The 23,091-nt window shown below is 70.9% G+C and carries 21 protein-coding genes and 1 tRNA gene; 18 read left to right on the forward strand and 4 right to left on the reverse strand.

Features of this window, described 5'->3' with window-relative positions; translation table 11 throughout:
- Window positions 1-284: 284 nt before the first annotated feature.
- From ACN263_RS02540 to ACN263_RS02575, 8 genes are all read left to right on the forward strand, one after another.
- A tRNA-Gln gene (locus ACN263_RS02540) sits at window positions 285-356 on the forward strand.
- A 110-nt stretch (window positions 357-466) separates the two neighbouring features.
- Window positions 467-2,017, forward strand: a complete 1,551-nt coding sequence (glmU, locus tag ACN263_RS02545; RefSeq protein WP_422738221.1) for a bifunctional UDP-N-acetylglucosamine diphosphorylase/glucosamine-1-phosphate N-acetyltransferase GlmU — start codon at window positions 467-469, stop codon at window positions 2,015-2,017.
- A gap of 57 nt (window positions 2,018-2,074) precedes the next feature.
- Window positions 2,075-3,055 carry a ribose-phosphate diphosphokinase gene (locus tag ACN263_RS02550; RefSeq protein WP_355048964.1) on the forward strand — a complete coding sequence of 327 codons (981 nt, stop codon included), beginning with the start codon at window positions 2,075-2,077 and terminating at the stop codon, window positions 3,053-3,055.
- A 311-nt stretch (window positions 3,056-3,366) separates the two neighbouring features.
- Complete coding sequence (locus ACN263_RS02555; RefSeq protein ID WP_422738222.1) at window positions 3,367-4,065, forward strand: 50S ribosomal protein L25/general stress protein Ctc; 699 nt, start codon at window positions 3,367-3,369, stop codon at window positions 4,063-4,065.
- A gap of 93 nt (window positions 4,066-4,158) precedes the next feature.
- On the forward strand, window positions 4,159-4,749 hold the full coding sequence (gene pth, locus ACN263_RS02560) for an aminoacyl-tRNA hydrolase (RefSeq protein WP_422738223.1): 591 nt from the start codon (window positions 4,159-4,161) through the stop codon (window positions 4,747-4,749).
- A 135-nt stretch (window positions 4,750-4,884) separates the two neighbouring features.
- Window positions 4,885-5,715, forward strand: coding sequence for an inositol monophosphatase family protein (locus ACN263_RS02565; RefSeq protein ID WP_357124581.1), 831 nt, complete (start codon window positions 4,885-4,887; stop codon window positions 5,713-5,715).
- 65 nt (window positions 5,716-5,780) lie between these two features.
- Window positions 5,781-6,692: a sulfate adenylyltransferase subunit CysD gene (gene cysD, locus ACN263_RS02570; protein WP_422738224.1), complete on the forward strand. Its 912-nt coding sequence runs from the start codon at window positions 5,781-5,783 to the stop codon at window positions 6,690-6,692.
- Complete coding sequence (locus ACN263_RS02575) at window positions 6,692-8,020, forward strand: sulfate adenylyltransferase subunit 1 (RefSeq protein ID WP_422738225.1); 1,329 nt, start codon at window positions 6,692-6,694, stop codon at window positions 8,018-8,020. Before cysD ends, ACN263_RS02575 begins: the two co-directional genes overlap by 1 nt.
- A gap of 177 nt (window positions 8,021-8,197) precedes the next feature.
- Here the strand turns inward: ACN263_RS02575 and galK are convergent, their stop codons facing one another.
- Window positions 8,198-9,367 carry a galactokinase gene (galK, locus tag ACN263_RS02580; protein WP_422738226.1) on the reverse strand — a complete coding sequence of 390 codons (1,170 nt, stop codon included), beginning with the start codon at window positions 9,365-9,367 and terminating at the stop codon, window positions 8,198-8,200.
- 173 nt (window positions 9,368-9,540) lie between these two features.
- On the reverse strand, window positions 9,541-10,524 hold the full coding sequence (gene galE, locus ACN263_RS02585; protein ID WP_422738227.1) for a UDP-glucose 4-epimerase GalE: 984 nt from the start codon (window positions 10,522-10,524) through the stop codon (window positions 9,541-9,543).
- Between the two features lie 169 nt (window positions 10,525-10,693).
- On the opposite strand from galE, the gene ACN263_RS02590 reads away from it, so the two are divergent.
- From ACN263_RS02590 to ACN263_RS02620, 7 genes are all read left to right on the forward strand, one after another.
- Entirely contained in the window at window positions 10,694-11,824 is a 1,131-nt protein-coding gene (locus tag ACN263_RS02590) for a hemolysin family protein (RefSeq protein ID WP_422738228.1), read from the forward strand.
- Between the two features lie 33 nt (window positions 11,825-11,857).
- Window positions 11,858-12,883 (forward strand): tryptophan--tRNA ligase, encoded by a 1,026-nt coding sequence (gene trpS / locus ACN263_RS02595; RefSeq protein WP_422738229.1) that lies wholly within the window; start codon window positions 11,858-11,860, stop codon window positions 12,881-12,883.
- Between the two features lie 14 nt (window positions 12,884-12,897).
- On the forward strand, window positions 12,898-13,479 hold the full coding sequence (locus ACN263_RS02600) for a 2'-5' RNA ligase family protein (protein WP_422738230.1): 582 nt from the start codon (window positions 12,898-12,900) through the stop codon (window positions 13,477-13,479).
- 80 nt (window positions 13,480-13,559) lie between these two features.
- Window positions 13,560-14,483 (forward strand): YhjD/YihY/BrkB family envelope integrity protein, encoded by a 924-nt coding sequence (locus ACN263_RS02605; RefSeq protein ID WP_422738231.1) that lies wholly within the window; start codon window positions 13,560-13,562, stop codon window positions 14,481-14,483.
- Between the two features lie 8 nt (window positions 14,484-14,491).
- Window positions 14,492-14,869 carry a GntR family transcriptional regulator gene (locus ACN263_RS02610; protein WP_422738232.1) on the forward strand — a complete coding sequence of 126 codons (378 nt, stop codon included), beginning with the start codon at window positions 14,492-14,494 and terminating at the stop codon, window positions 14,867-14,869.
- 82 nt (window positions 14,870-14,951) lie between these two features.
- A complete protein-coding gene (locus ACN263_RS02615; RefSeq protein ID WP_422738233.1) occupies window positions 14,952-15,599 on the forward strand; it encodes a hypothetical protein in 648 nt (215 codons plus the stop codon).
- Between the two features lie 108 nt (window positions 15,600-15,707).
- Window positions 15,708-16,145: a hypothetical protein gene (locus ACN263_RS02620; protein ID WP_422738234.1), complete on the forward strand. Its 438-nt coding sequence runs from the start codon at window positions 15,708-15,710 to the stop codon at window positions 16,143-16,145.
- Between the two features lie 186 nt (window positions 16,146-16,331).
- On the opposite strand, the gene ACN263_RS02625 is transcribed toward ACN263_RS02620, so the two are convergent.
- Window positions 16,332-17,954: a glycoside hydrolase family 13 protein gene (locus ACN263_RS02625; RefSeq protein ID WP_422738235.1), complete on the reverse strand. Its 1,623-nt coding sequence runs from the start codon at window positions 17,952-17,954 to the stop codon at window positions 16,332-16,334.
- A gap of 73 nt (window positions 17,955-18,027) precedes the next feature.
- Window positions 18,028-19,074 (reverse strand): LacI family DNA-binding transcriptional regulator, encoded by a 1,047-nt coding sequence (locus tag ACN263_RS02630; RefSeq protein ID WP_422738236.1) that lies wholly within the window; start codon window positions 19,072-19,074, stop codon window positions 18,028-18,030.
- A gap of 198 nt (window positions 19,075-19,272) precedes the next feature.
- Between ACN263_RS02630 and ACN263_RS02635 the strand changes: the two genes are divergently transcribed.
- From ACN263_RS02635 to ACN263_RS02645, 3 genes are read left to right on the forward strand one after another with little or no spacing between them, the layout of a single operon-like run.
- On the forward strand, window positions 19,273-20,523 hold the full coding sequence (locus ACN263_RS02635; protein WP_422738237.1) for a sugar ABC transporter substrate-binding protein: 1,251 nt from the start codon (window positions 19,273-19,275) through the stop codon (window positions 20,521-20,523).
- Window positions 20,523-22,157, forward strand: coding sequence for an ABC transporter permease subunit (locus ACN263_RS02640; RefSeq protein ID WP_422738238.1), 1,635 nt, complete (start codon window positions 20,523-20,525; stop codon window positions 22,155-22,157). Before ACN263_RS02635 ends, ACN263_RS02640 begins: the two co-directional genes overlap by 1 nt.
- Window positions 22,154-23,047 carry a sugar ABC transporter permease gene (locus ACN263_RS02645; RefSeq protein ID WP_422738239.1) on the forward strand — a complete coding sequence of 298 codons (894 nt, stop codon included), beginning with the start codon at window positions 22,154-22,156 and terminating at the stop codon, window positions 23,045-23,047. Before ACN263_RS02640 ends, ACN263_RS02645 begins: the two co-directional genes overlap by 4 nt.
- Window positions 23,048-23,091 lie beyond the last annotated feature (44 nt).

Below are 23,091 nucleotides of genomic sequence, written 5' to 3' on the forward strand. Positions count from 1 at the left end.
GATCGCACGAGGAACTTTCTCAGAGCTGTCGTACGCCCGTTTTAACCTGCTGGTCACGGCCGATTTGCTGGCCGCCGGGGTGCGCCGTTCGCGCGCCCTGGAACGGCTCTGCGTGGCGCGGATCCAGGTCCGCCCGGGCACCGGGCGCAACTGTCTCCAGCGCCGCGTGCGCGGGGGTGCCACCGGGATCATGAAGGGTATGAGTGCTGGCGTCGACGCGGTCGGGCGTTAAGGTGTAGCGGCGGGATGCGTATCCTGCCGCGTCGTCTTTCCTGACGGTGCGATCGGCCGTGGTGTAATTGGCAACACCCGGGTCTTTGGTACCCGTATTTCAGGTTCGAACCCTGGCGGCCGAGCTGTCCCCATAAGTCCGCTTTGGGTTCTCCTGGGGGTAAGAGGGAACCGTGCCGGGCCTCGTGGTTAGCATGGCCGCGAGAGTGTCCGCCGTCCCGACGGGAGCCACGTCGTGCCCCAGCCCCACCTTCGAACCGTCGTCGTACTCGCCGCCGGTGAGGGCAAGCGGATGAAGTCGACACTGCCCAAGGTGCTGCACCCCCTGCTCGGCCGAACCCTGCTGGGCCATGTGTTGAGCGCGGCGGCACCGCTGGCCGCCGATCGGACCGTCGTCGTGGTGGGCCACGGCGCTGACCAGGTCCGTGCCCACCTCGCCCAGATCGCCCCCGACGCCACGCCGGTGCTACAGGCCGAGCAACTCGGCACCGGGCACGCCGTGCGGATCGCGTTGGACGCCGTGCCGGACGGTTCGGGCACGGTCGTGGTGATCAACGGAGATGTGCCGTTGCTGCGCCCGGAGACGGTGGGCGCGCTGGTGACCGCGCACGAGGAGGCCGCTGCGGCCGCCACCGTGCTGGCCGCCGAGGTGCCCGACCCGACCGGACTGGGGCGCATCGTCCGGGACGCCGACGGTCGGCTGGAGCAGATCGTCGAGGAGCGCGACGCCGACGCGGCGCAGCGCGCGATCCGCGAGATCAACGCCGGCATCTACGCCTTCGACGCGGCCCGGCTGCGTGCCGCCCTGGGCAAGCTCTCCACGGACAACGACCAGGGCGAGGAGTACCTGACCGACGTGTTCGGCCTGCTCCGCTCGGCCGGCGAGCCGGTCGCGGTGCACGTGGCCGTCGACCATGTCGAGACGCTCGGCTGCAACGACCGGGTCGAGTTGGCGTCGCTGCGTCGGCTGCTGCGCGACCGGGTCAACGAGGCGTGGATGCGTACCGGGGTGAGTCTGCTCGACCCGGTGACCACCTGGATCGACGTGACGGTGGCGCTGGACCGGGACGCGGTGATCGACCAGAACACCCAGTTGCGCGGCGCCACGGTGGTCGGCGCGGGCGCGCTGGTCGGGCCGGACGTCACACTTGTCGACACGATCGTGGGCGAGGGCGCGTCGGTGGTGCGCAGCCACGCGGTCGGCGCCGAGGTGGGTGCGGGCGCGAGCGTGGGGCCGTACGCGTACCTGCGGCCGGCCGCGCGCCTCGCCGACAAGGCGAAGGTCGGTACGTTCGTCGAGGTGAAGAACTCCGAGATCGGGGCGGGCTCGAAGGTGCCGCACCTGACCTACGTGGGTGACGCGACGATCGGTGAGCAGAGCAACATCGGTGCCGCGTCGGTCTTCGTGAACTACGACGGGGTCAACAAGCACCGCACGGTGATCGGCAGCCACGCCCGCACGGGCGCGGACAACATGTTCGTGGCGCCGGTCGAGGTGGGCGACGGCGCGTACACGGCGGCCGGTTCGGTGATCGTCGACGACGTGCCGCCGGGGGCGATGGGCGTCGCCCGGGCGCGGCAGCGCAACATTGAGGGCTGGGTGGTGCTGCGGCGGGCCGGTACTCCGGCGGCCGAGGCCGCGCAACGTGCCCGCGGTGGGCAGCGGTCCGACGACGCGAAGGGTGCGTCGGAAGCGGGCGGCACCGCAAGTGACAGTGAGGCAATGCACGGGCGGGCCGAGACGGTGGGCGGTGCGTCCGGCGCGGGAGATACTGCAACCGAATAGTCCCCGACCCACCACCACCGGGCCGGGTACCGCCGACAAACGGGAGCAGACGGGCCCATGGGCAGCATCGTCGCCGAAAACCGCAAGAGCCTGATGCTCTTCTCCGGACGGGGTTTCCCGGAGTTGGCCAAGGAGATCGGCGAGGTGCTCGGCGTGGCACCGACGCCGGCCGACGCGTACGAGTTCGCCAACGGTGAGATTTTCGTACGGTTCAAGGATTCGGTGCGTGGTTCGGACGCCTTCGTGGTGCAGTCCGTGACGCACGGGGTGAACACCTGGGTCATGGAGACCCTGATCATGGTGGACGCGTTGAAGCGGGGTTCGGCGAAGCGGATCACCGTGGTGCTGCCGTTCTACCCGTACGCGCGGCAGGACAAGAAGCACCGGGGTCGGGAGCCGATCTCGGCCCGGCTGGTGGCGGATCTGCTGAAGACCGCCGGTGCGAACCGGATCCTCACCGTCGACCTGCACACCGCGCAGATCCAGGGCTTCTTCGACGGGCCGGTGGACCACCTCTTCGCGATGGACGTGCTCGCCGAGTACGTGGAGCACAGGTACGCGGGCCGGCCGATGACCGTGGTGGCGCCGGATTCGGGCCGGGTGCGGGTGGCCGAGCGGTGGACCGACCGGCTGGGCGGTTGCCCGCTGGCGTTCATCCACAAGACCCGGGACCCGATGAAGCCGAACCAGGTGGTGGCGAACCGGGTGGTCGGCGAGGTGGAGGGTCGGGTCTGCCTGATCGTCGACGACATGATCGACACGGGTGGGACGATCACCAAGGCGGCGGACATCCTGAAGGAGTCGGGCGCGGCGGAGATCGTGGTGGCGTCCACCCACGCGCTGCTGTCCGACCCGGCGACCGAGCGGTTGAAGAACAGCCCGATCAGCGAGGTCGTGGTGACCAACACGCTGCCGTTGCCGCCGGAGAAGCAGCTCGACAAGTTGACCGTGCTGTCGATCGCGCCGCTGCTGGCGCGGGCGATCCGGGAGGTGTTCGACGACGGCTCGGTGACCACCCTCTTCGGTGGCCTGAGCTGAACCTCGCCGGGCTCGGCGGGTAAGACTGACAAACTGGTCGAAACGGGCTGACCTGCCGACGGAAGACACCGCCGGCAGGTCAGCCTGGAGCCGTGACCGGGGACTGCCGGAAACCTGGGAATTGGCTCGGGTAGACTGGTGCGGTTGCCACGGCGAGGGTGCCCGGCGGGCCGCTGAAAAGCGCCGCACGGAGGCACCGTCATCGACGCGGTGCTCCGGGCAGTCGTTCATGACGCATGAGCCCCAGCGAGCCCCTCGCCCCAGCACCGCCAGACGACAAGCCGCCGCAGCGAAGCATCAGGAGTTTCCCCGTGTCCGAGGTAAAGATCAGCGCCGAGCCCCGCACCGAGTTCGGCAAGGGTGGTGCCCGTCGTACCCGCCGGGCCGGCAAGGTGCCTGCCGTGCTGTACGGCCACGGCGAGAAGCCCAAGCACATCGCGCTGCCGTCGCGGGAGTTCGCCGCCGCGATCCGCAAGGGTGGCGCCAACCAGCTCTTCGCGATCGACATCACCGACGGCACCCAGGTGCTGGCGCTGCCGAAGGCGATCCAGCGTGACCCGATCAAGGACACCTTCGAGCACGTGGACCTGCTGCTGGTCCGCCGCGGCGAGAAGGTCACCGTCGAGGTCCCGGTCCAGCTGACCGGTGAGGCCGCGAAGGACACCCTGATCGTGCACGACCACGACACCCTCTCGGTGACCGCCGACGCCACCAAGGTGCCGGACCACCTGGAGGCGTCGATCGAGGGCGCCGAGGCGGGCACCACGATCACCGCCGGCGACGTCGATCTGCCGTCCGGCGTCGAGCTGGCCGCCGACTCGGAGCTGCCGGTCGCGTCGGTGACCGCCGCGCCGACGGCGGAGCAGCTCGAGGCGACGCTGCCCGAGGTCGAGACGGCCACCGAGGAGGCCGAGGCCGAGGTCGGCGAGACCACCGAGGGCTCCGAGGGCGCGGACGCCGCCCCGGCCGCCGAGGGCGACGAGTCCACCGAGGCGCGCACCGAGGCCTGATCGGTTCGTATCGTGCGGCAGGCGCTCCCGAACATCGGGGGCGCCTGTCGGCGTATCGGGAGTCGGTAGAGACGTATTAAAAAGGGGCGGGTCGTGACGGACGAGGCGGGACCGTGGCTGGTGGTCGGCCTGGGCAACCCGGGTCGGGAGTACGCCGGTAACCGGCACAACGTCGGGTTCATGGTGGCCGAACTGCTGGCCGGGCGGGTCGGCGCGCGGTTCGGCCGGCACAAGCGGGCGGTGGCCGAGGTCGCCGAGGGGCGGCTGGGGTTCGGTGGTCCGAAGCTGGTGCTGGCGAAGCCACTGACCTACATGAACCTCTCGGGTGGGCCGGTGGCGGCGTTGTCGCAGTTCTACAAGGTGCCCCCGGCGCAGGTGATCGCGGTGCACGACGAGTTGGACATCGACTTCGGCCAGGTACGGATCAAGTTCGGCGGCGGCGAGGGCGGGCACAACGGCCTGCGGTCGATGTCGAAGTCGTTGGGCACGAAGGACTACGTCCGGGTGCGGTTCGGGGTGGGTCGTCCGCCGGGGCGGCAGGACCCGGCGGATTTCGTACTGTCGGATTTCGGCGCGGCGGAGCGCAAGGAGCTTGATTTCCTGGTGGACCGGGCTGCCGACGTGGTGGAGTCGGTGATCGTCAAGGGCGTGGAGCCGACCCAGAACCTGTATCACGGGGGTTGAGTCGGGCGGTGCGTACCGGATCGGAAACGCCGGGCCGGTAGTCTGCGCCTTTCGGCGTGCCGTGACCGGCGACGCGGGTCGCGGCCGATCGGTGCGTGCGGGCACGGGCCGCGGCGAGGCGACGGGAGCAGGCAGATGGGCAGTCCTCCGATGATCGACGGGGCGTTCGCCCGGTGGTTGGCCTCCCGGGCCGGCCAGGCGCTGCTGGACCTGCGTACGGAGTTGGGCTTCTCGGACACCGGGGCGCTGAAGTCGGCCGGGGACAAGGTGTCGCACGACCTGATCCGCACCGAGTTGGCGCGGTGGCGGCCGGGGGACGCGGTGCTCTCCGAGGAGGACGAGGGCTCGCGGTTGGCCTGGGCGGCCGAGGTGAACGCCGGGGCGGTGTCCCGGCTGACCGCGGACCGGGTCTGGATCATCGATCCGTTGGACGGCACCCGGGAGTTCGCCGAGGAGGGCCGCTCCGACTGGGCGGTGCATGTGGCGCTCTGGGCGCGCAGCGCGCCCAGCCCGCACGGGCTGGTCGCCGGTGCGGTGGGGTTGCCGGCGCAGCACCGGGTGCTGGGCACCGACTATCCGCCGGCGTACCCGCCGATGACTGTCGAGGCGGCGACCGCCGGTGAGCGCAAGATCCGTCTCGCGGCGAGCCGGAGCCGGCCGCCGGTGTTCCTCACCGACCTGGCCGAGGACGTGGGCGCGCACCTGGTGCCGATGGGGTCGGCCGGTGCGAAGATCGCGGCGGTGGTGACCGGCGAGGTGGACGCGTACATCCATGCCGGTGGGCAGTACGAGTGGGACTCGGCGGCACCGGTTGCTGTGGCGACGGCCACCGGACTGCACGCTTCCCGGATCGACGGTTCTGCGCTTCGATACAACGAGGCGGATCCGCGCCTGCCGGACCTGCTGGTCTGTCGCAAGGATCTCGCCAGCCGGTTGCTTGCAGCGCTGCAGAGGCATTCCGGGTAGCCTGAGCGCACTTCTTGACATGTCCGACCGGAAAGGTCTGGAAATCGGATGAGCGAGCGAGTGTCATGACCTCCCCCGCGGCCTACCGGGTCTCCCACCTGGACGCACTCGAGGCGGAGAGCATCTTCGTGATGCGCGAGGTTGTCGCCGAGATGGAACGCCCGGTGCTGCTCTTCTCCGGCGGCAAGGACTCGATCGTCATGCTGCGGTTGGCGCAGAAGGCCTTCGCCCCGGCCAACATCCCCTTCCCCGTCATGCACGTCGACACCGGGCACAACTTCCCCGAGGTGCTGGAATACCGCGACCAGCGGGTCGCCGAGCTGGGGTTGCAGCTGGTGGTGGCGAGCGTGCCGGAGGCCCTGGCCAGCGGGTTGGTCCGGGAGTCCGGCGACGGCATGCGGAACCGCATCCAGACGCCGGTGCTGCTGGACGCGGTGGAGAAGCACCGCTTCGACGCGCTGTTCGGTGGCGCCCGCCGCGACGAGGAGAAGGCGCGGGCCAAGGAGCGGGTGTTCAGCTTCCGCGACGAGTTCGGCCAGTGGGACCCGAAGAACCAGCGTCCGGAGCTGTGGTCGCTCTACAACGGCCGGCACCACCCGGGCGAGTCGATCCGGGTCTTCCCGCTGTCCAACTGGACCGAGCTGGACGTCTGGCACTACATCGCCAGCGAGCGCATCCCGCTGCCGTCGATCTACTACGCGCACGAACGCGAGGTGATCGAGCGCGACGGCATGCTCTACGCGGTCAACGAGTTCTTCCGGCCGCGCGCCGGCGAGGAGCGGTTCAAGGCGCAGGTGCGCTACCGCACCGTCGGCGACGCCTCCTGCACCGCGGCGGTCCGCTCGGACGCGGACACCGTGGAGAAGGTCATCGAGGAGGTGGCGGCCACCCGGATCACCGAGCGCGGCGCGACCCGTGGTGACGACCGGGTCAGCGAGGCTGCCATGGAGGACCGTAAGCGGGAGGGCTACTTCTGATGAGCACCGAGACCCTGGCGTCGGCGAATGCGGAGGCGCGGGCTGCTACCGGGGCCGGGCCGGAGGCCCGGTCCATGGACCTGCTGCGATTCGCGACCGCCGGCAGCGTGGACGACGGCAAGTCGACCCTGATCGGCCGGCTGCTGTACGACACCAAGTCGCTCTTCACCGACCAGTTGGCCGCGGTGGAGGCGGTCAGCGCGGCCCGGGGCGACGAGTACACCAACCTCGCGCTGCTCACCGACGGCCTGCGCGCCGAGCGGGAACAGGGCATCACGATCGACGTGGCGTACCGCTACTTCGCCACCCCTCGGCGCAAGTTCATCATCGCGGACACCCCGGGGCACATCCAGTACACCCGCAACATGGTCACCGGCGCGTCCACGGCCGACCTGGCGCTGATCCTGGTGGACGCCCGCAAGGGCCTGGTCGAGCAGTCCCGCCGGCACGCGTTCCTCTGCTCGCTGCTGCGGGTGCCGCACCTGGTCCTGTGCGTCAACAAGATGGACCTGGTCGACTGGTCGCAGGAGGTCTACGAGCAGATCGCCGACGAGTTCACCGCCTTCGCCGCGAAGCTCGACGTACCGGACCTGACCGTGGTGCCGATCTCCGCGCTGCGCGGCGACAACATCGTCGCCCGCTCGGAGAACATGCCGTGGTACGAGGGCCCGTCACTGCTGCACCACCTGGAACGGGTGCACATCGCCAGCGACCGCAACCTGGTCGACGTCCGGTTCCCGGTGCAGTACGTGATCCGCCCGCAGTCCACCACGGTCACCGACTACCGGGGCTACGCGGGCCAGGTCGCCTCGGGTGTGCTCAAGCCGGGCGACGAGGTGATGGTGCTGCCGTCCGGCTTCACCAGCCGGATCGCCGCCGTGGAGACCGCCGACGGGCCGGTCGCGGAGGCCTTCCCGCCCATGTCGGTGACGGTACGGCTGGCCGACGAGATCGACATCTCCCGGGGCGACATGATCTGCCGGCCGAACAACGCGCCCGCCGTCGCCCAGGACATCGAGGCGATGGTCTGCTGGATGGACGAGACGGCCCCGCTGCGGGTCGGCGGCCGGTACGCGATCAAGCACACCACCCGGTCGGCGCGGGCGATCGTGCGCGGGCTGCACTACCGGTTGGACATCAACTCGTTGCACCGCGACGAGTCGGCGGACGAGCTGCGGCTCAACGAGATCGGCCGGGTACGGCTGCGTACGACGGTGCCGCTGCTGGCCGACGAGTACCGCCGCAACCGCACCACCGGCGGTTTCGTCATCATCGACGAGACCACCAACCGCACGGTGGGCGCCGCCATGATCGTCGAAGCCGCCTGACCCGCGCCACTCACCCCCGACCCGCGCCGCCCTTGCCCCTGACCCGCGCCACCCGCCCCTGATCCGCGCCGATCTTGCACTTTCTGTTGTCCATAGGTCAGTAATCGCACCTTATGTCGCCACAGAAAGTGCAAGATCGACGCGGGCTGGGGGCGGGGGCGGGGGGGCTGGGGGGGGTTAGCGCAGGCGGGTGGCGCCGGGGGAGGGGAGGACCGGGGTGGCGGTGGGGGCCGTGTAATTGCGGTCGGCGTAGGCGGTCCGGACCGCGTCGGCCACCGCTTCGACTCCGTCGGTCTCGACCAGGGCCAGGACGCAGCCGCCGAAACCGCCGCCGGTCATCCGGGCACCCAGCGCGCCGGCCGACAGCGCGGCCTCGACCGCCGTGTCGATCTCCGGGACGGTGATCTCGAAGTCGTCGCGCATGGAGACGTGCGAGGCGGTGAGCAGCGGGCCGATGTCCCGGACCCGGTCGGCGCGCAGCAGCGCGACGGTGTCGAGAACGCGCTGGTCCTCGGTGACCACGTGCCGGACCCGGCGACGGGTCTCGGCGTCATCGAGGCGGGCCAGGGCGGCGTCGAGTTCGTCGACGGTCACGTCGCGCAGCGCGGGGACGCCGAGTGCCTTGGCGGCGGCCTCGCAGGACCGGCGGCGGGCAGCGTACTCACCGTCGGCGTGCCGGTGCGGCGCGTGGCTGTCGATGACCAGCACGGTCAGCCCGGCGGCGTCCGGGTCGAAGGGGATGTGCTCGACGGACTCGTCGCGGCAGTCGAGGAAGAGCGCGTGCCCGGCGCGGCAGCGGATCACCGCGGACTGGTCCATGATGCCGGTCGGCGCGCCCACGTAGACGTTCTCGGCCCGCTGCGCCAGCCGGGGCTGCCCCTCGGCGGGCAACTCCAGCCCGCCGAGGTCGAGCAGGGCGGCGAGCACCGCCGACTCGAGCGCGGCCGACGAGGAGAGCCCGGCGCCCAGCGGCACGTCGGAGGCGATGGCCAGCCGGGCGCCGGGCACCGCGTGGCCGGCGTCGCGCAACGCCCAGACCACCCCGGCCACGTACGCGCCCCAGCCGGTCACCCGGCCGGGCTCGGCCACGTCGTCCGTGGCGAAGGTGATCGTCTCGCCGGAGAGCTCGGACCAGACCGTCCAGTGTTCGTCGTCGCGCCGGTCGGCGGCGACCACGGTACGCATGGGAAGCGCGAACGGCAGCACGAACCCGTCGTTGTAGTCGGTGTGCTCACCGATCAGGTTGACCCGACCGGGTGCGGCCCAGAGGCCGGTGGGCCGAGCGTCGTACTGGTCGGTGAAGCCGGCGGCGGCCCGCTCGACCACGTCACCGGTGGGGGCGGTCACAGCGTCTCCTTTGTTCGCGACTGCGGGGCTCGCAAACCCGGCTCACTCCTCGCGCTCACGGTGCCTCCTTTGTTCGCGACTGCGGGGCTCGCAACCCCGGCTCACTCCTCGCGCTCACGGTGCCTCCTTTGTTCGCGACTGCGGGGCTCGCAACCCCGGCTCACTCCTCGCGCTCACGACTGCTCCAGGACGTGGGCGCGGTAGAAGGCCCAGGCGTCGCCGACCATGTCGTGCAGGGTGGGCTTGCGCGGTACCCAACCCAGCTCGTCACGGGCCAGCGCCGAGGAGGCGACCAGCTCGGCCGGGTCGCCCTCGCGGCGCGGCGCCACCTCGACCGGAAGCTGCCGACCGGTGACCTCGCGGACCACGTCGACGACCTGGCGGTTGGTGAAGCCGTTTCCGTTGCCGAGGTTGTAGATGCGGTGCTGACCGGCGGTGGCGGCGTCCAGCGCGAGCAGGTGCGCGCGGGCCAGGTCGGCGACGTGGATGTAGTCGCGTACGCAGGTGCCGTCCACGGTGGGGTAGTCGTCGCCGAAGAGTTGGAGCTTCTCCCGCCGGCCGGCGGCGACCTCGAGGGCGATCGGGATGAGGTGGGTCTCCGGGTCGTGTCGCTCGCCGAGTGCGACGTCGCCGGCGAGGTACGCCCCGGCCACGTTGAAGTAGCGCAGGGACACCGCGGCCAGCCCGTGCGCGACGGCTTCGGAGGTCAGCGCCATGTCGACCGCGAGCTTGGTGGCGCCGTACGTGTTGGTGGGTGCCTTGATCGCGGTCTCGGGAATCGGCAGCTCGGTCGGGTTGCCGTAGACGGCGGCGGTGGAGGAGAAGACCATCCGGGGCACCCGGGCGGCGCGGACCGCGTTGATCAGAGCGAGCGTGCCGACGGTGTTGTTCTCCCAGTACAGCTCGGGTTTCACCATCGACTCGCCGGCGGCGATGAGGGCGGCGAAGTGCAGCACCCCGTCGAAACCGGCGTCGGGGGTGATGACCCGGGCGGCGTCGTGGATGGACGCCTCGACGTGCGTCGCGTCCGGAGCGAGTGCCTCGCGGTGACCGGTGCGCAGGTCGTCCAGGACGACGACCTGGTGGCCGGCGTCGAGCAGCATCCGGGTCACCACGCTGCCGATGAAGCCGGCACCCCCGGTGACGAGCAGTTTCACGTCGTTGCCTCCTGCCTGGCCCGCCGGGACGTGGCCCTCGTGATCACCCTACGGCGGCGCTCGGGAGCAGTGTGGATCGCGCCGCCGGCTATTCCATCATAATCTCTCACGTTTAAACAGAGCCGCACATCTCCGGTGCGGTGGGCACCCGGTGTCTACCATCTCTGTCATGCGGGAAGCAGCCCGTTCCGGGCTCCGGCGGCGCGTGCGGAAGAGGTCCCGCCGTGACCCCGGGCCGCTCGCGCGGGCGGTCGCCCGGATCCTGGTGCGTACCGCCGACGGGGCCACCCGGCTCGTCACCGATCTGCTCGGTACCGGCCCGGCGGCCGGCCGGGAGCGCATCTCCGAGGCCGAACTGCGGGACCTCGTGGCGGTCAACACGGTGCTCGATCCGGACGAGCGGCGGATCATCGACGAGGTGCTGGTGGCCGGCGCGAGCCTGGTCCGCGAGGTGATGATGCCCCGCACCGAGGTGGTGTTCCTGCCGGCCCGGCTGACCATCGCCGATGCCGCCCGGCTGGTCCGGGTCGAGACGCACTCCCGTTATCCGGTCACCGACGGCACCCACGACGACGTGGTGGGGTTCGTGCACCTGCGGGACGTGCTGCTCCGCCCGGACGCCGACCCCTGCCGCACGGTGGGCGAGCTGACCCGCGAGGTCAAGCAGGTGCCGGGGAGCAAGCGGGTCCTGGCCGCGCTGACCGAGATGCGCCGGGAGGGCCACCACCTGGCGGTGGTGGTGGACGAGTACGGCGGAACCGCCGGCATCGTCACCCTGGAGGATCTGATCGAGGAACTCGTCGGGGAGATCCACGACGGGTACGACCCGACGCCCGACCCGACCCACGCCGGCCTGCCGGCCGTGGTCGACGGCCGGCTCAACCTCGCCGACTTCGCCGAGCGGACCGGGGTGGCGTTGCCCGCCGGCCCGTACGAGACCGTCGGCGGGTACGTGATGGCCGTGCTGGGTCGCCTGCCGCTGACCGGCGACGAGGTGCCGGTGCCCGCCGAGCCGTCCGACGGCGGGGGAGAAGATCCGGCGGCCCCGGCGGACGGGTGGCTGCTGCGGGTGCTGGCCCTGGACGGACGCCGGGTGGCTCGGCTCGCGGTGACGGCGGCCCGGGTGCCGGAGCAGCGGCGCGATCCCGCGGCGGGTCACCCGCGCGAGGCGGACCGGGGCGTGGCGGGGCAGCAGCGCGGTAGCGCGGTCGGGCCGGGCCGGCGGGTGGGGACGAGCGGACCACGCGAGGTCAGCGCCCCGACACCGGCCGGCCGGGGCCGACGCGCCGGCCCGTCATGACGGCCCCGCATGCTTGCTGACAGAATTATCGTCATGCCCGACGTTCCCGAGCGACCCCGCGTCTTCTCCGGCATCCAGCCGACGGCCGACTCGTTCCACCTCGGCAACTACCTGGGAGCCGTGCGGCACTGGGTGGCCCTGCAGGACACGCACGACGCGTTCTACTGCGTGGTGGACCTGCACGCGATCACCGCCGGCCACGACCCGGCGGTGCTGCGCCAGCGGACCAGGGTGGCGGCCGCCCAGCTCTTCGCGGTCGGTATCGACCCGGAGCGCAGTACCCTGTTCGTCCAGTCGCAGGTGCCCGAGCACCCGCAGTTGGCCTGGGTGCTCGGCTGCATCACCGGGTTCGGCGAGGCCAGCCGGATGACCCAGTTCAAGGACAAGTCGCAGAAGCAGGGCAACGAGCGGGCCAGCGTCGGGCTGTTCACCTACCCGGTCCTGCAGGCCGCCGACATCCTGCTCTACCAGGCCAACGCCGTGCCGGTCGGCGAGGACCAGCGCCAGCACCTGGAGCTCTCCCGCGACCTGGCCCAGCGGTTCAACTCGCTGTTCGGCGCGACGTTCACGGTGCCCGCGCCGCACATCGTCAAGGACACCGCGAAGATCACCGACCTGCAGGACCCGACGGCGAAGATGTCCAAGTCGTCGTCCTCGCCGGCCGGCATCATCGACCTGCTGGAGGACCCGGCCCGCTCGGCGAAGAAGATCCGCTCCGCGGTGACCGACACCGGTCGGGAGATCGTCTTCGACGCCGAGACCAAGCCCGGCGTGTCCAACCTGTTGACCATCTACTCGGCGCTCAGCGGGCGGAGCATCGACGACCTGGTGTCCGCGTTCGCCGGTCGCGGCTACGGCGACCTCAAGAAGGAGTTGGCCGAGGTCGTGGCGGAGTTCGTCCGTCCGATTCAGGAGCGCACGCGCGCGTACCTCGACGACCCGGCCCAACTGGACAAGCTCCTCGCCGCGGGCGCGGAGAAGGCCCGGTCGGTGGCCGGCGCGACCCTGCGGTCGGCGTACGAGCGGGTGGGGTTCTTCCCGCCGGTGCGCGGCGAATAGCGCCGCGGGGACGGGTGGGCGAGTCGGTGGCCGAGGTGGCGGCACGGGGCGTGGATCGCAGTGGCGGGGCGCCGTCGTCGGGCGACACGGTGCAGATCGGCATCGCGGTGGACATCCCGGAGCCGTGGGGTGCGCAGCTCACCCGGCGGCGCGTCGAGGCGGGTGACCCGCTCGCGGTGCCCGCGCACGTGACGCTGCTCGGTCCGACCGAGATCCCGACCGAGGTGTTGCCGGGCGTCGAGCGGCACCTGGCCGCCGTGGCCGCCGCGCACCTGCCGTTCACGCTGCACCTGCGCGGGACCGGTACGTTCCGGCCGGTGACGCAGGTGGTGTTCGTCGCGGTGGCCGCAGGCATCAGTGAGTGCGAGTTGCTGGCCGCGGCCATCGCGGCCGCGCCCGGCCTGCACCGCCAGACCCGCTTTCCGTACCATCCGCACGTCACCGTGGCGCAGGACGTCGCTCCGGAGGCGTTGGACAAGGTGTACGAGGACCTGGCCGACTTCTCCGCGATGTTCGAGGTCGACGGGTTCACCCTGTTCTCGCACAGTGGGCAGGCCCGGTGGCAGCCCCGCCGGGACTTCCGCCTCGGCGACTGACGTTTCGGCGACGCGCCGGGTGGCGAGCGCTCTTGTGCCGGTTGCCGGGACGGCGGCGGGAGATCGGCGAGGATGATCGCGTGAACGTGATCGGCCGGATCGAGGCGGGCATCGACCGCTGGGTGGGTGCCGCGCGCTCCCGGTCGGGCCTGTTCGACCACGTGTGGCGGGCCGGGACGCTCTACGCCGACGTGCTGGCGGGGCGGCTCGCAGCGGCGATCGCCTACTACGGGTTCTTCGCCGTCTTCGCGCTCGCCCTGGTCGCGTACTCCGTCTTCGGCGCGATCCTGGAGGACAACGACGAGGTCAGCGAGGCGGCGGCCGGGTTCCTGAAGGAGAACCTGCCGTTCCTGGACGCGCAGCAGATCGCCAACTCCAGCGGCACGGTCGGCGTGGTCGGCCTGGTCATCCTGGTGTTCACCGGGATCGGTTGGGTGGAGGCGATCCGCTCCTCACAGCGGCTCATGTACGCGCTCAACCAGCAGCCCGGCAACCTCGTGGTCCGGCGTCTGGTCGACCTCGGGGTGATGATCGGCGTCTTCGTGCTGCTCGGCCTCAGTGTGGCGGCGGTGGACGCGTTGGAATCACTGCTGCGCTTCCTGTTACGCAGCACCGGCTCGGTCGGCCTGACCACCGTCAGCGCCGTGCTCAGTGTGCTGGTCAACGCCGTGCTCGCCACCGCGCTGCTGCTCGCGGTGCCCCGGCTGCGGATGAGTCGGTCCCGACTGCGTCCGGTGGTGCTGCTGGTGGCGGTCGGCATCACGCTGCTCAACACGGTGGGGAGGTACTACGTGGTGCGCACCGAGCGGAATCCGGCGTACACCGTGGTGGCCGGCGCGGTCGGTCTGCTGCTCTACCTCTACCTGCTGAACCAACTGGTGCTGTTCGGCGCGGCGCTGCTGGCGACCAGCCGGCGCGGACGCGTGGTGGACCTGGCGGAGGGCGCCCCCGTGGTGGATATCGACGAGGACACCGATCCCGGCGCTCCGGGCGGTGCGGGGTGAGGGTGGAGATGTCCGACGTGTTGATCACCGTCGACCAGGACTCGCCGGTGCCGCCGTACGAACAGGTGCGCGTGCAGCTCGCCGAGCTGATCGGCGACGGCCGGCTGCCGGTGGGCAGTCGCCTGCCGACCGTCCGGCAGCTCGCGGCCGACCTGCGACTGGCCGCGAACACGGTGGCGCGGGCCTACCGCGAGCTGGAGGCGGCCGGGCTGTTGCAGACCCGGGGACGCAACGGCACGTTCGTCGCGCCCGGCCGCGATGACGCCGTCGACCGGTTGCACAGGGTCGCCGTCGAGTACGCGGCCGAGGCGCGGCGGTTGGGCGTGTCCCCGGACCGGGCCGTCGCTCTGGTGCGGGCCGCCCTGGACGCCACCCGACACGACTGACGGGCAGCGCTGATCTGGATACGCGGATAGTCCCCATGGTCGGCACACGACGTCACTGCCCAACCTGGCGACGGGGAGCGCGATGATCGAGACCGAACGGGAGTTCGAGTCCTTCGCGGCGGGCCGCAGGACGACATCACGACGATGGCTCCTGCTGGCGGTGCCGGCGGTGGCGCTGATCCTGGTGGCGCTGGTAGGGGTCGTGGTGTCGCGCGACCAGAACGGGAGATCCCTTCCCGCCGCCCCGCAGGGCAGCAGAGGTAACCCCGGGGAGGCCGGGAACAGCTCACCCGCCGTCACCCCTTCCGGACCGATGGCGGTGTTCCCCGGCATGACACCGAGCAAGGTCATGGACGCCTGGGCCGGGCGGTGGCCCGTCCCGGTGACGGTGGACGGTTCGCTGCACATCATCCGGGTGACCCTGCCGGGCAAGCAGGGCCGGTTGTCGGCCGCGGTCGGACAGCCCTCAAAGGACCGCGAGAACGAGGTGGCCCAGGTCCTCTGCATGGTCAAACTGCCCGGTGCGGTGCAGCGGCAGTTGCTGCAGACGCTTGTCGACGGGTGCATCGGTCCGGTCCTCGGGGCCAAGGAACGCAAGGCGGTGTTCGACTGGCTGATCGGCATCGACTTCTCCGCTCCGACGTACGAGTTCCGGCGGACCTCCGGGTACGAGCTACTCGCCAACCACAACTCCGACGAGAGCTTCGCGCTCAACCTCTTCGCGCGTTGACCCCGGCGGCACGTCGGTCGACGGCTGCCCGGTCCTCATCGGGTGCCGGACGGGCGGTAACTGAACAGAACGGCACCGGCGCTCACGTTCGCGGACCATGATGGGCCCGTGGGCGCACTCATGACACTGGACCTGCCGGCCGACTCGCCGATGCTCGGCCTGCCGTGGATCATCACCTTCGGGCCGCTCGGTGACCTCGACGAGTGGGAGCCGGTGGTCTGCGGGCCGTACGAACGGCCGCACGCGTTGGCGTTGGCCGAGGCGGTGGTGGCCGACGAGCAGTTGATGGCCGTGGTGGAACCGCTGCTGCCGGCGCTGTCGGCCGACGAGATCCGCAACGAGATCGCCGCCGCTCAGGTGGCCGCGGAGGACGAGGCTCGTCAGGTCGAGGGGGCCGACCTGTACGGCGACTTCGAGGACGTGATCGACGAGGAGTTGGACGCCGCGGCCGACGAGGCGGGTCACGGCGAGCCCGCCGAGCCGCCGGACGAGGCCGAGGTACGCGCCGGTTTCACCCGGATCGCGGCGCTGCTCACCGCGAAGTGACGCGGCGGGTCGGCGCCTCGGGGCGGCGACGAAACGCACCACGGACGTCACACGAACACCGGCGCCGCGCGGAGTCCGCTCCGCGTGGCGCCGGTGCACCTCACCCCCCACCACAAGGGGTCGGCAGCCCAGTCGCCCGTTGGCGCGGGGCACGACGGACGACCAGGTCGAGATTGGCTTACCCGCTCAGCGCCGTTCCAACCAGGCGGCCGCGTCGACGGGCAACAGGTGGTCGGTGAGCGGGGCGCTGGCGACGACGGGCGTGCCGTACCCGTCGAGTGCCACGGGCGCCGCGCCGAGGTTGACGACGCAGGTCAGCACGGTGTCACCCGCGCTGCGGGAGAAGGCCAACACGCCCGGCGCGGTCTGCAACCAGGTGACCTCGCCGTCGTCGGTGGCCAGCGCCGGATGCTCGCGGCGGATGCGTAGGGCCGCCCGGTACAGCTCCAGCGTCGAGCCCGGGGTGCCGGCCTGGGTGCTGACCGACAGGGCCCGCCAGGTCGCCGGCGCGGGCAGCCAGCTCAACTCGCTGCCGGCCGGCCCGAAGCCGTACGGCGCCAGCTCGCCACTCCACGGGATCGGCACCCGGCAGCCGTCGCGGCTCTCCCCGGTACGCAGGAACGCCGGGTCCTGGCGGAGTTCGTCGGGGAGGTCGAGCACCTCGGGCAGGCCCAACTCCTCACCCTGGTAGAGGTAGGCGGAGCCGGGGAGCGCGAGCATCAGCAGGCTGGCGGCGCGGGCCCGGCGCAGCCCGTCGGGGCCGTCGCCGTAGCGGGTGACGTGCCGCTGCTTGTCGTGGTTGGACAGCACCCAGGTGGTGGGCGCGCCGACCACCGTCGCCTCGGCGAGCGCGGTATCGATCACCTTGCGGAACGAGTCGGCCGACCAGGTGGCGTCGAGGAAGTCGAAGCTGAACGCCTGGTGCAGCTCGTCCGGGCCGATGTAGCGGGCCAGCCGCTGCGGCGTCTCGGCCCACGCTTCGGCGACCGCCATTCGGCCGCCCGGGTAGCTGTCCAGGATGGGCCGCCACGCGCGGTAGATCTCGTGGACCTCGTCCTGGTCGAAGTAGGGCAGGCGGCCCTTGCCGAGCAGTTCGACCTGGCGTTGCCCGGTCGTCGCCGTGCTGAAGCCGACGTCCGGCAGCCCTTCGGCCTTGATCATGCCGTGCGCCACGTCGACGCGGAAGCCGTCCACGCCCCGGTCCAGCCAGAAGCGCAGGACGTCCTCGAACTCGGCGCGTACCTGCGGGTGGCGCCAGTTCAGGTCCGGCTGGGCCGGGTCGAAGAGGTGCAGGTACCACTGGCCGTCGGCGACCCGGGTCCAGGAGGGACCGCCGAAGATGCTCTCCCAGTCGTTGGGCGGCAGTTCGCCGTGCGCGCCCTGCCCGTCGGCGAAGAGGTAGCGGGCCCGCTCGGGTGAGCCGGGACCGGCGGCGAGGGCGTCGACGAACCAGCGGTGCGCGCTGGACGTGTGGTTGGGCACCAGGTCGACGATGATCCGCAGGCCGAGGGCGTGCGCGTCGGTGATCATCGCGTCGAAGTCGGCGAGCGTGCCGAACATCGGGTCGACGTCCCGGTAGTCGGCGACGTCGTACCCGCCGTCGACCATCGGCGAGGTGTAGAAGGGGGTCAGCCAGAGCGCGTCCACCCCGAGGTCGCGCAGGTACGGCAGGCGCTCCCGGATGCCCGCCAGGTCGCCGACGCCGTCCCCGTTGCTGTCGGCGAAGCTGCGCACGTAGACCTGGTAGACGACCGCGGAGCGCCACCAGTCGTCGTCGGTACGGGGCAGGGTGGTGGTGCTGACGGTCATTGGTGATTCTTCCCCGTCTGTCGCAGGCTCGGGCGCGGTTGTGTGAGCAATATGCCGCCCGCCCTTGCAAGAGTCAAGCAGATCTTGCGTAAGGAAACCGCACGGCGGCCGGGGCCACCGCTGTGGAGCCGCGCACGACCAGCTCGGGGCGGAACAGGTACTCGGAGTGCGGGGCGCCGTGCCCGTTGATCTCGTCCACCAGGGCCCGGACCGCGGCCACCGCCATCGCGGTGACCGGTTGCCGCACGGTGGTCAGCGGCGGGTTGGTGAACGCCATCAGCGGCGAGTCGTCGTAGCCGACCACCGAGAGGTCGCCCGGCACGGACAGGCCGCGCTGGCGGGCGGCCCGCACCGCGCCGAGCGCCATCAGGTCGGAGCCGCAGACCAGCCCGGTGACACCACGGTCGAGCAGCCGGCCGGCCGCCGCCTCGCCACCCTCCACACCGAACAGTGTCAGTTCGGCCAGGGGGCCGAGATCGGTCTCGGCGACGCCGGCCAGCCGGGTCATCGCCGCCCGCCAGCCGGCGACCTTGCGCTGCACGGGGACGAACCGGTCCGGACCGGTGATCAGGCCGATCCGCCGGTGTCCCAGGGCGACGAGGTGGGCCACCGCCAGGTCGGCGGCCTCCCGGTCGTCGCAGGAGACGAAGGGCGCGGCGACGTCGGGGACGTACCCGTTGATCATCACGACCGGCAACGGCCGGGCGATCAGCGCCCGGTAGCGGTCGTGGTTGGCGGCCGTGTCGGCGTGCAGGCCGGAGACGAAGACGATCCCGGAGACCTGCCGGTCCAGCAGCATCTCCACGTATTCGTCCTCGGTCACGCCGCCGGCGGTCTGGGTGCAGAGCACCGGGGTGAACCCGCTCTGCGCCAGTGTCGACTCGATGACCTGCGCGAACGCCGGAAAGATCGGGTTGTCCAACTCCGGCACCACCAGGCCGACCAGGCCGGCGCTGCGCTTGCGCAGTCGTGCCGGTCGCTCGTAGCCGAGCACGTCGAGTGCGGTGAGAACGGCCTGCCGGGTCTCCGGTGCCACGCCGGGGCGGTCGTTGAGCACCCGCGACACCGTGGCCTCGCTGACTTCGGCCTGTTGGGCGATGTCGGACAGTCGAGCGCGCATGTGCGGCACTGTAGCCCACCGGCAAGTTCTTGCGGGGCTCTCTGCAAGCCCTTCCATTATCTGCAACGTCTTGCTAACGTCCCCGCAACATACGGGAGCAGCGGTGCAGTATCGCTGCGCCGATCAGCAAGAACTTTCAGCTTTCCACTGGCGGGGCGTCCTTCCCCCGGCGGACCCGCCATGACGACAGGAGTACCGATGCGCATCCGTACCGCGGGTGTGGTCGCCGTTCTCGGCCTGGCGCTCGCCGCCTCCGGCTGCGGTGGCGACAACGACGAGCCGGCCACGAAGGAGACCCCCAAGGCCGCCGGCGGCAAACTGGTGATCTGGGCCGACGACAAGCGGACCGCGGCGCTCAAGCCGTTCGCCGAGAAGTTCGGCCAGGAGAACGGCGTCACCGTCGAGGTGCAGGCCGTCCCGAACGAGGACCTCCAGAACAACTTCGTGACCGTGTCGAGCCAGGGCGGCGGCCCGGACGTGGTGATCGGCGCGCACGACTGGATCGGCAACCTGGTCCAGAACGGCGCCATCGATCCGGTGCAACTGTCCGACGAGCAGAAGGCCGGCTTCAGCGAGAGCGCCGTCAAGGCCGTCACCTTCAACGGCCAGCTCTACGGCGTGCCGTACGCGCAGGAGAACCTGGCGCTGATCCGCAACACCGACCTGGCCCCCGAGGCCCCGAAGACGATCGAGGACCTGGTCGCCACGGGCAAGCAGCTCAAGGCGCAGAAGAAGGTCACCGAGACGCTCTGCCTCCAGGTCGGACAGAAGGGCGACGCGTACCACATCTACCCGCTGTACGCGTCGGCCGGCGGCTACCTCTTCGGCACCACGGCGAACGGGGACTACGACCCCAAGGACCTCGGTGTGGGCAAACCGGAGTCGATCGCCGCGTTCAAGAAGATCGCCGCGCTCGGCGAGAAGGGCGAGGGCGTGCTGAAGCGCTCCATCGCCGACACCAACGCGACCGCCACCTTCACCGGCAAGAAGTGCGCCTTCCTGGTCTCCGGGCCGTGGGCCACCGCCGACGTGAAGAAGGCCGGCATCACGTACGACATCTCCGCGGTTCCCGGCTTCGCCGACGGCAAGGCGGCCGCTCCGTTCATCGGCGTGCAGTCCTTCTACGTGGCGGCCAAGGGCAAGAACAAGGCGCTCGCCCAGGAGTTCGTCGTCAACTACGTCGCCAAGCCGGACCTGGCGGTGGCGCTCTACCAGGCCGACCCGCGCCCACCGGCGTTGACCGCCGCGCTGGACCAGGTCAAGGGCAGCGACCCGGACCTGGCCAAGTTCATCGAGGCCGGCAAGAACGGCCAGGTGCTCCCGGCCATCCCGGCGATGGCCGCGATCTGGGACCCGTTCGGCAAGGCGGAGGCCGCCGTCATCGGCGGCGCCGACCCGACCAGCACGGTCACCGCTGCCGGCAAGACGATCGCCGGTTCGATCAAATAATGAGTACGCCGCTGTCCGGCCCGGGAACTGCCCAGCAGGTCCCGGGCCGGGGGCCCACCGGGTCCCCGCGCACGTCCCGTACCGCGCGGAACCACGCGCCGATCACCGCGGCCGGCCTCGCCGCGAAGGTGATCCTGCTCGGCCTGGTGGCCGGCATCGCGATCTGGGCGGCGTTCCCGCTCGTGCAGGCCGAGCAGTGGATCGGCCTGGCGGTGCTGGCGCTGACCACCGCCGCGCTGTTCTACCTGTACGCGGGGCGCCGGCACGTACCGGCGAAGTATCTCGTCCCGGGCACGCTCTTCCTCATCGCCTTCCAGATCGTGCCGGTCCTCTACACCGCGAGCACGGCCTTCACCAACTTCGGCGACGGTCACCGGGGTACCAAGGACGACGCGATCGTCGCGATCCAGACCAGTTCGGTGCGGCAGGTCCCCGGTTCCACCCAGTACCCGCTCTCCGTCGCCACGAAGGGCGACCCCGCGACCGGCGCCCTGGTCTTCCTGATCACCGACCCGGCGACCGGCACCGTCTCGGTGGGCGACGACGACGGCCTGCGTCCACTCGATCCCGGCACGGTCACCGTCGCCACCGGCGGGAAGGTCACCGCCGCCGACGGCTACACCGTGCTGACCATCGGTCAGGCCGGTGCCCGTAGCAAGGACGTCACCGACCTGGTGGTGCCGACCGCCGGTGGCGCGTTGCGCTCGTCCGGCCTGTCCCGGGCGTACGAGGGCAAGGCCGTGCGGGCGTACGACGCCGGCTGCGACTGCGTCCGGGACAGCGACAGCGGCAAGACCTGGACCGCGGACGGCGAGGCCGGCGCGTTCGTCGCCACCGACGGCGAGCGCCTGGCCCAGGGGTGGCAGGTGAACGTCGGGCTGGCCAACTTCACCCGGGTACTCACCGACGAGCGGATCTCCGGACCGTTCCTCGGCACGCTGGTCTGGAACTTCGCCTTCGCGATCGGCTCCACCGGCGGCACGTTCATCCTCGGCATGCTGATCGCGCTCGCGCTGCACTCGCCCCGGATGCGGGGCACCAACCTCTACCGGATGCTGCTGATCCTGCCGTACGCCATGCCGTCGTTCGCGATGCTGCTGGTCTGGCGGGACATGTTCAACACCGACTTCGGGCTGATCAACAACCTGTTCGGGCTCGGCGTCGACTGGTTCGGCCAGGACTGGACGGCCCGCGCGGCGGTGATCCTGGTGCAGCTGTGGCTCGGCTACCCGTACATGTTCCTGGTCGCCACCGGCGCGCTCCAGGCCATCCCGCGGGAGTTGACCGAGGCCACCTCGGTCGACGGGGCCTCACCCTGGCAGTCCTTCCGGGCGGTCACCCTGCCGCTGCTGCTGGTCGCGCTCTCGCCGCTGCTGATCTCGTCGTTCGCGTTCAACTTCAACAACTTCAACGCGATCTACCTGACCACCGAAGGTGCGCCGTTCCCGGCGGACAACCCCAGCAACGGGGCCACCGACCTGCTGATCACCTACACCTACCGGCTGGCGTTCGGTGGACAGGCCGCACAGTTCGGCTTCGCCGCGGCGATCTCGCTGTTCATCTTCGCCATCGTCGCGGTGGTGTCGGCGGTCAGCTTCCGGCGGACCCGCCAACAGGAGGAGGTGTACGCGTGACCACGCTCATCAACCCTGGCCGCCCCGCGCGACGGCGGCGGAACCGCTGGATCGCCCAGGTCGGTTGGCGGCACCTGGTCGGCCTGCTCGGCGTGCTGTTCAGCCTCTTCCCGCTCGTGTTCGTCGTGTCGGCGGCGCTGAACCCGCTCGGCACCCTGTCGTCCACCGAGTTGGTGCCGACCGCCGGGGTGTCGTTCGAGAACTTCGGGGACCTGTTCGCGCGTACCGAGTTCGCGCACTGGTTCCTGAACTCGCTGCTCATCGCCGGCGGCGCCGCCTTCGCCTCGGTGTTCCTGTCGGCGCTCGCGGCGTACGCCTTCTCCCGGATGCGGTTCCGGGGTCGGCGGGTGGGGTTGCTGTCGTTGCTGTTGATCCAGATGTTCCCGCAGTTCCTGGCGATCGTGGCGATCTTCCTGATCTTCGGCACGATCACCGACCTGTGGCCGGCCGTCGGCTTCAACACCCCGTGGGGGCTGCTGCTGCTCTACCTGGGTGGTGCGCTGGGCGTGAACACCTGGCTGATGAAGGGCTTCTTCGACACCCTGCCCCGGGAGTTGGACGAGTCCGCCACCGTGGACGGGGCCTCGCACGTCCAGGTCTTCTTCCGGATCATGCTGCCGTTGGTGGCGCCGATCCTCGCGGTGACCGGGCTGCTCGCCTTCATCAACACCATCAACGAGTTCCTGATGGCGAGCGTCTTCCTGACCGACACGGACGCCAAGACGCTCGCCGTCGGCATGCGGGGGATGTTGCAGGGCGCCGAGCGGAACACCAACTTCGGCATCTTCGCGGCCGGCACCCTGCTCACCGCGATCCCGACGGTGCTGGTCTTCCAGTTTCTCCAGCGGTACATCGTCTCCGGACTGACCTCGGGGGCCGTCAAGGGATGAGCCGGGGGTGGTCAATCCCGGGGTGTCGCGGGGTAGGGTGCTTC

The sequence above is a fragment of the Micromonospora sp. WMMD729 genome (assembly GCF_049315225.1).
GTDB lineage: Bacteria > Actinomycetota > Actinomycetes > Mycobacteriales > Micromonosporaceae > Micromonospora.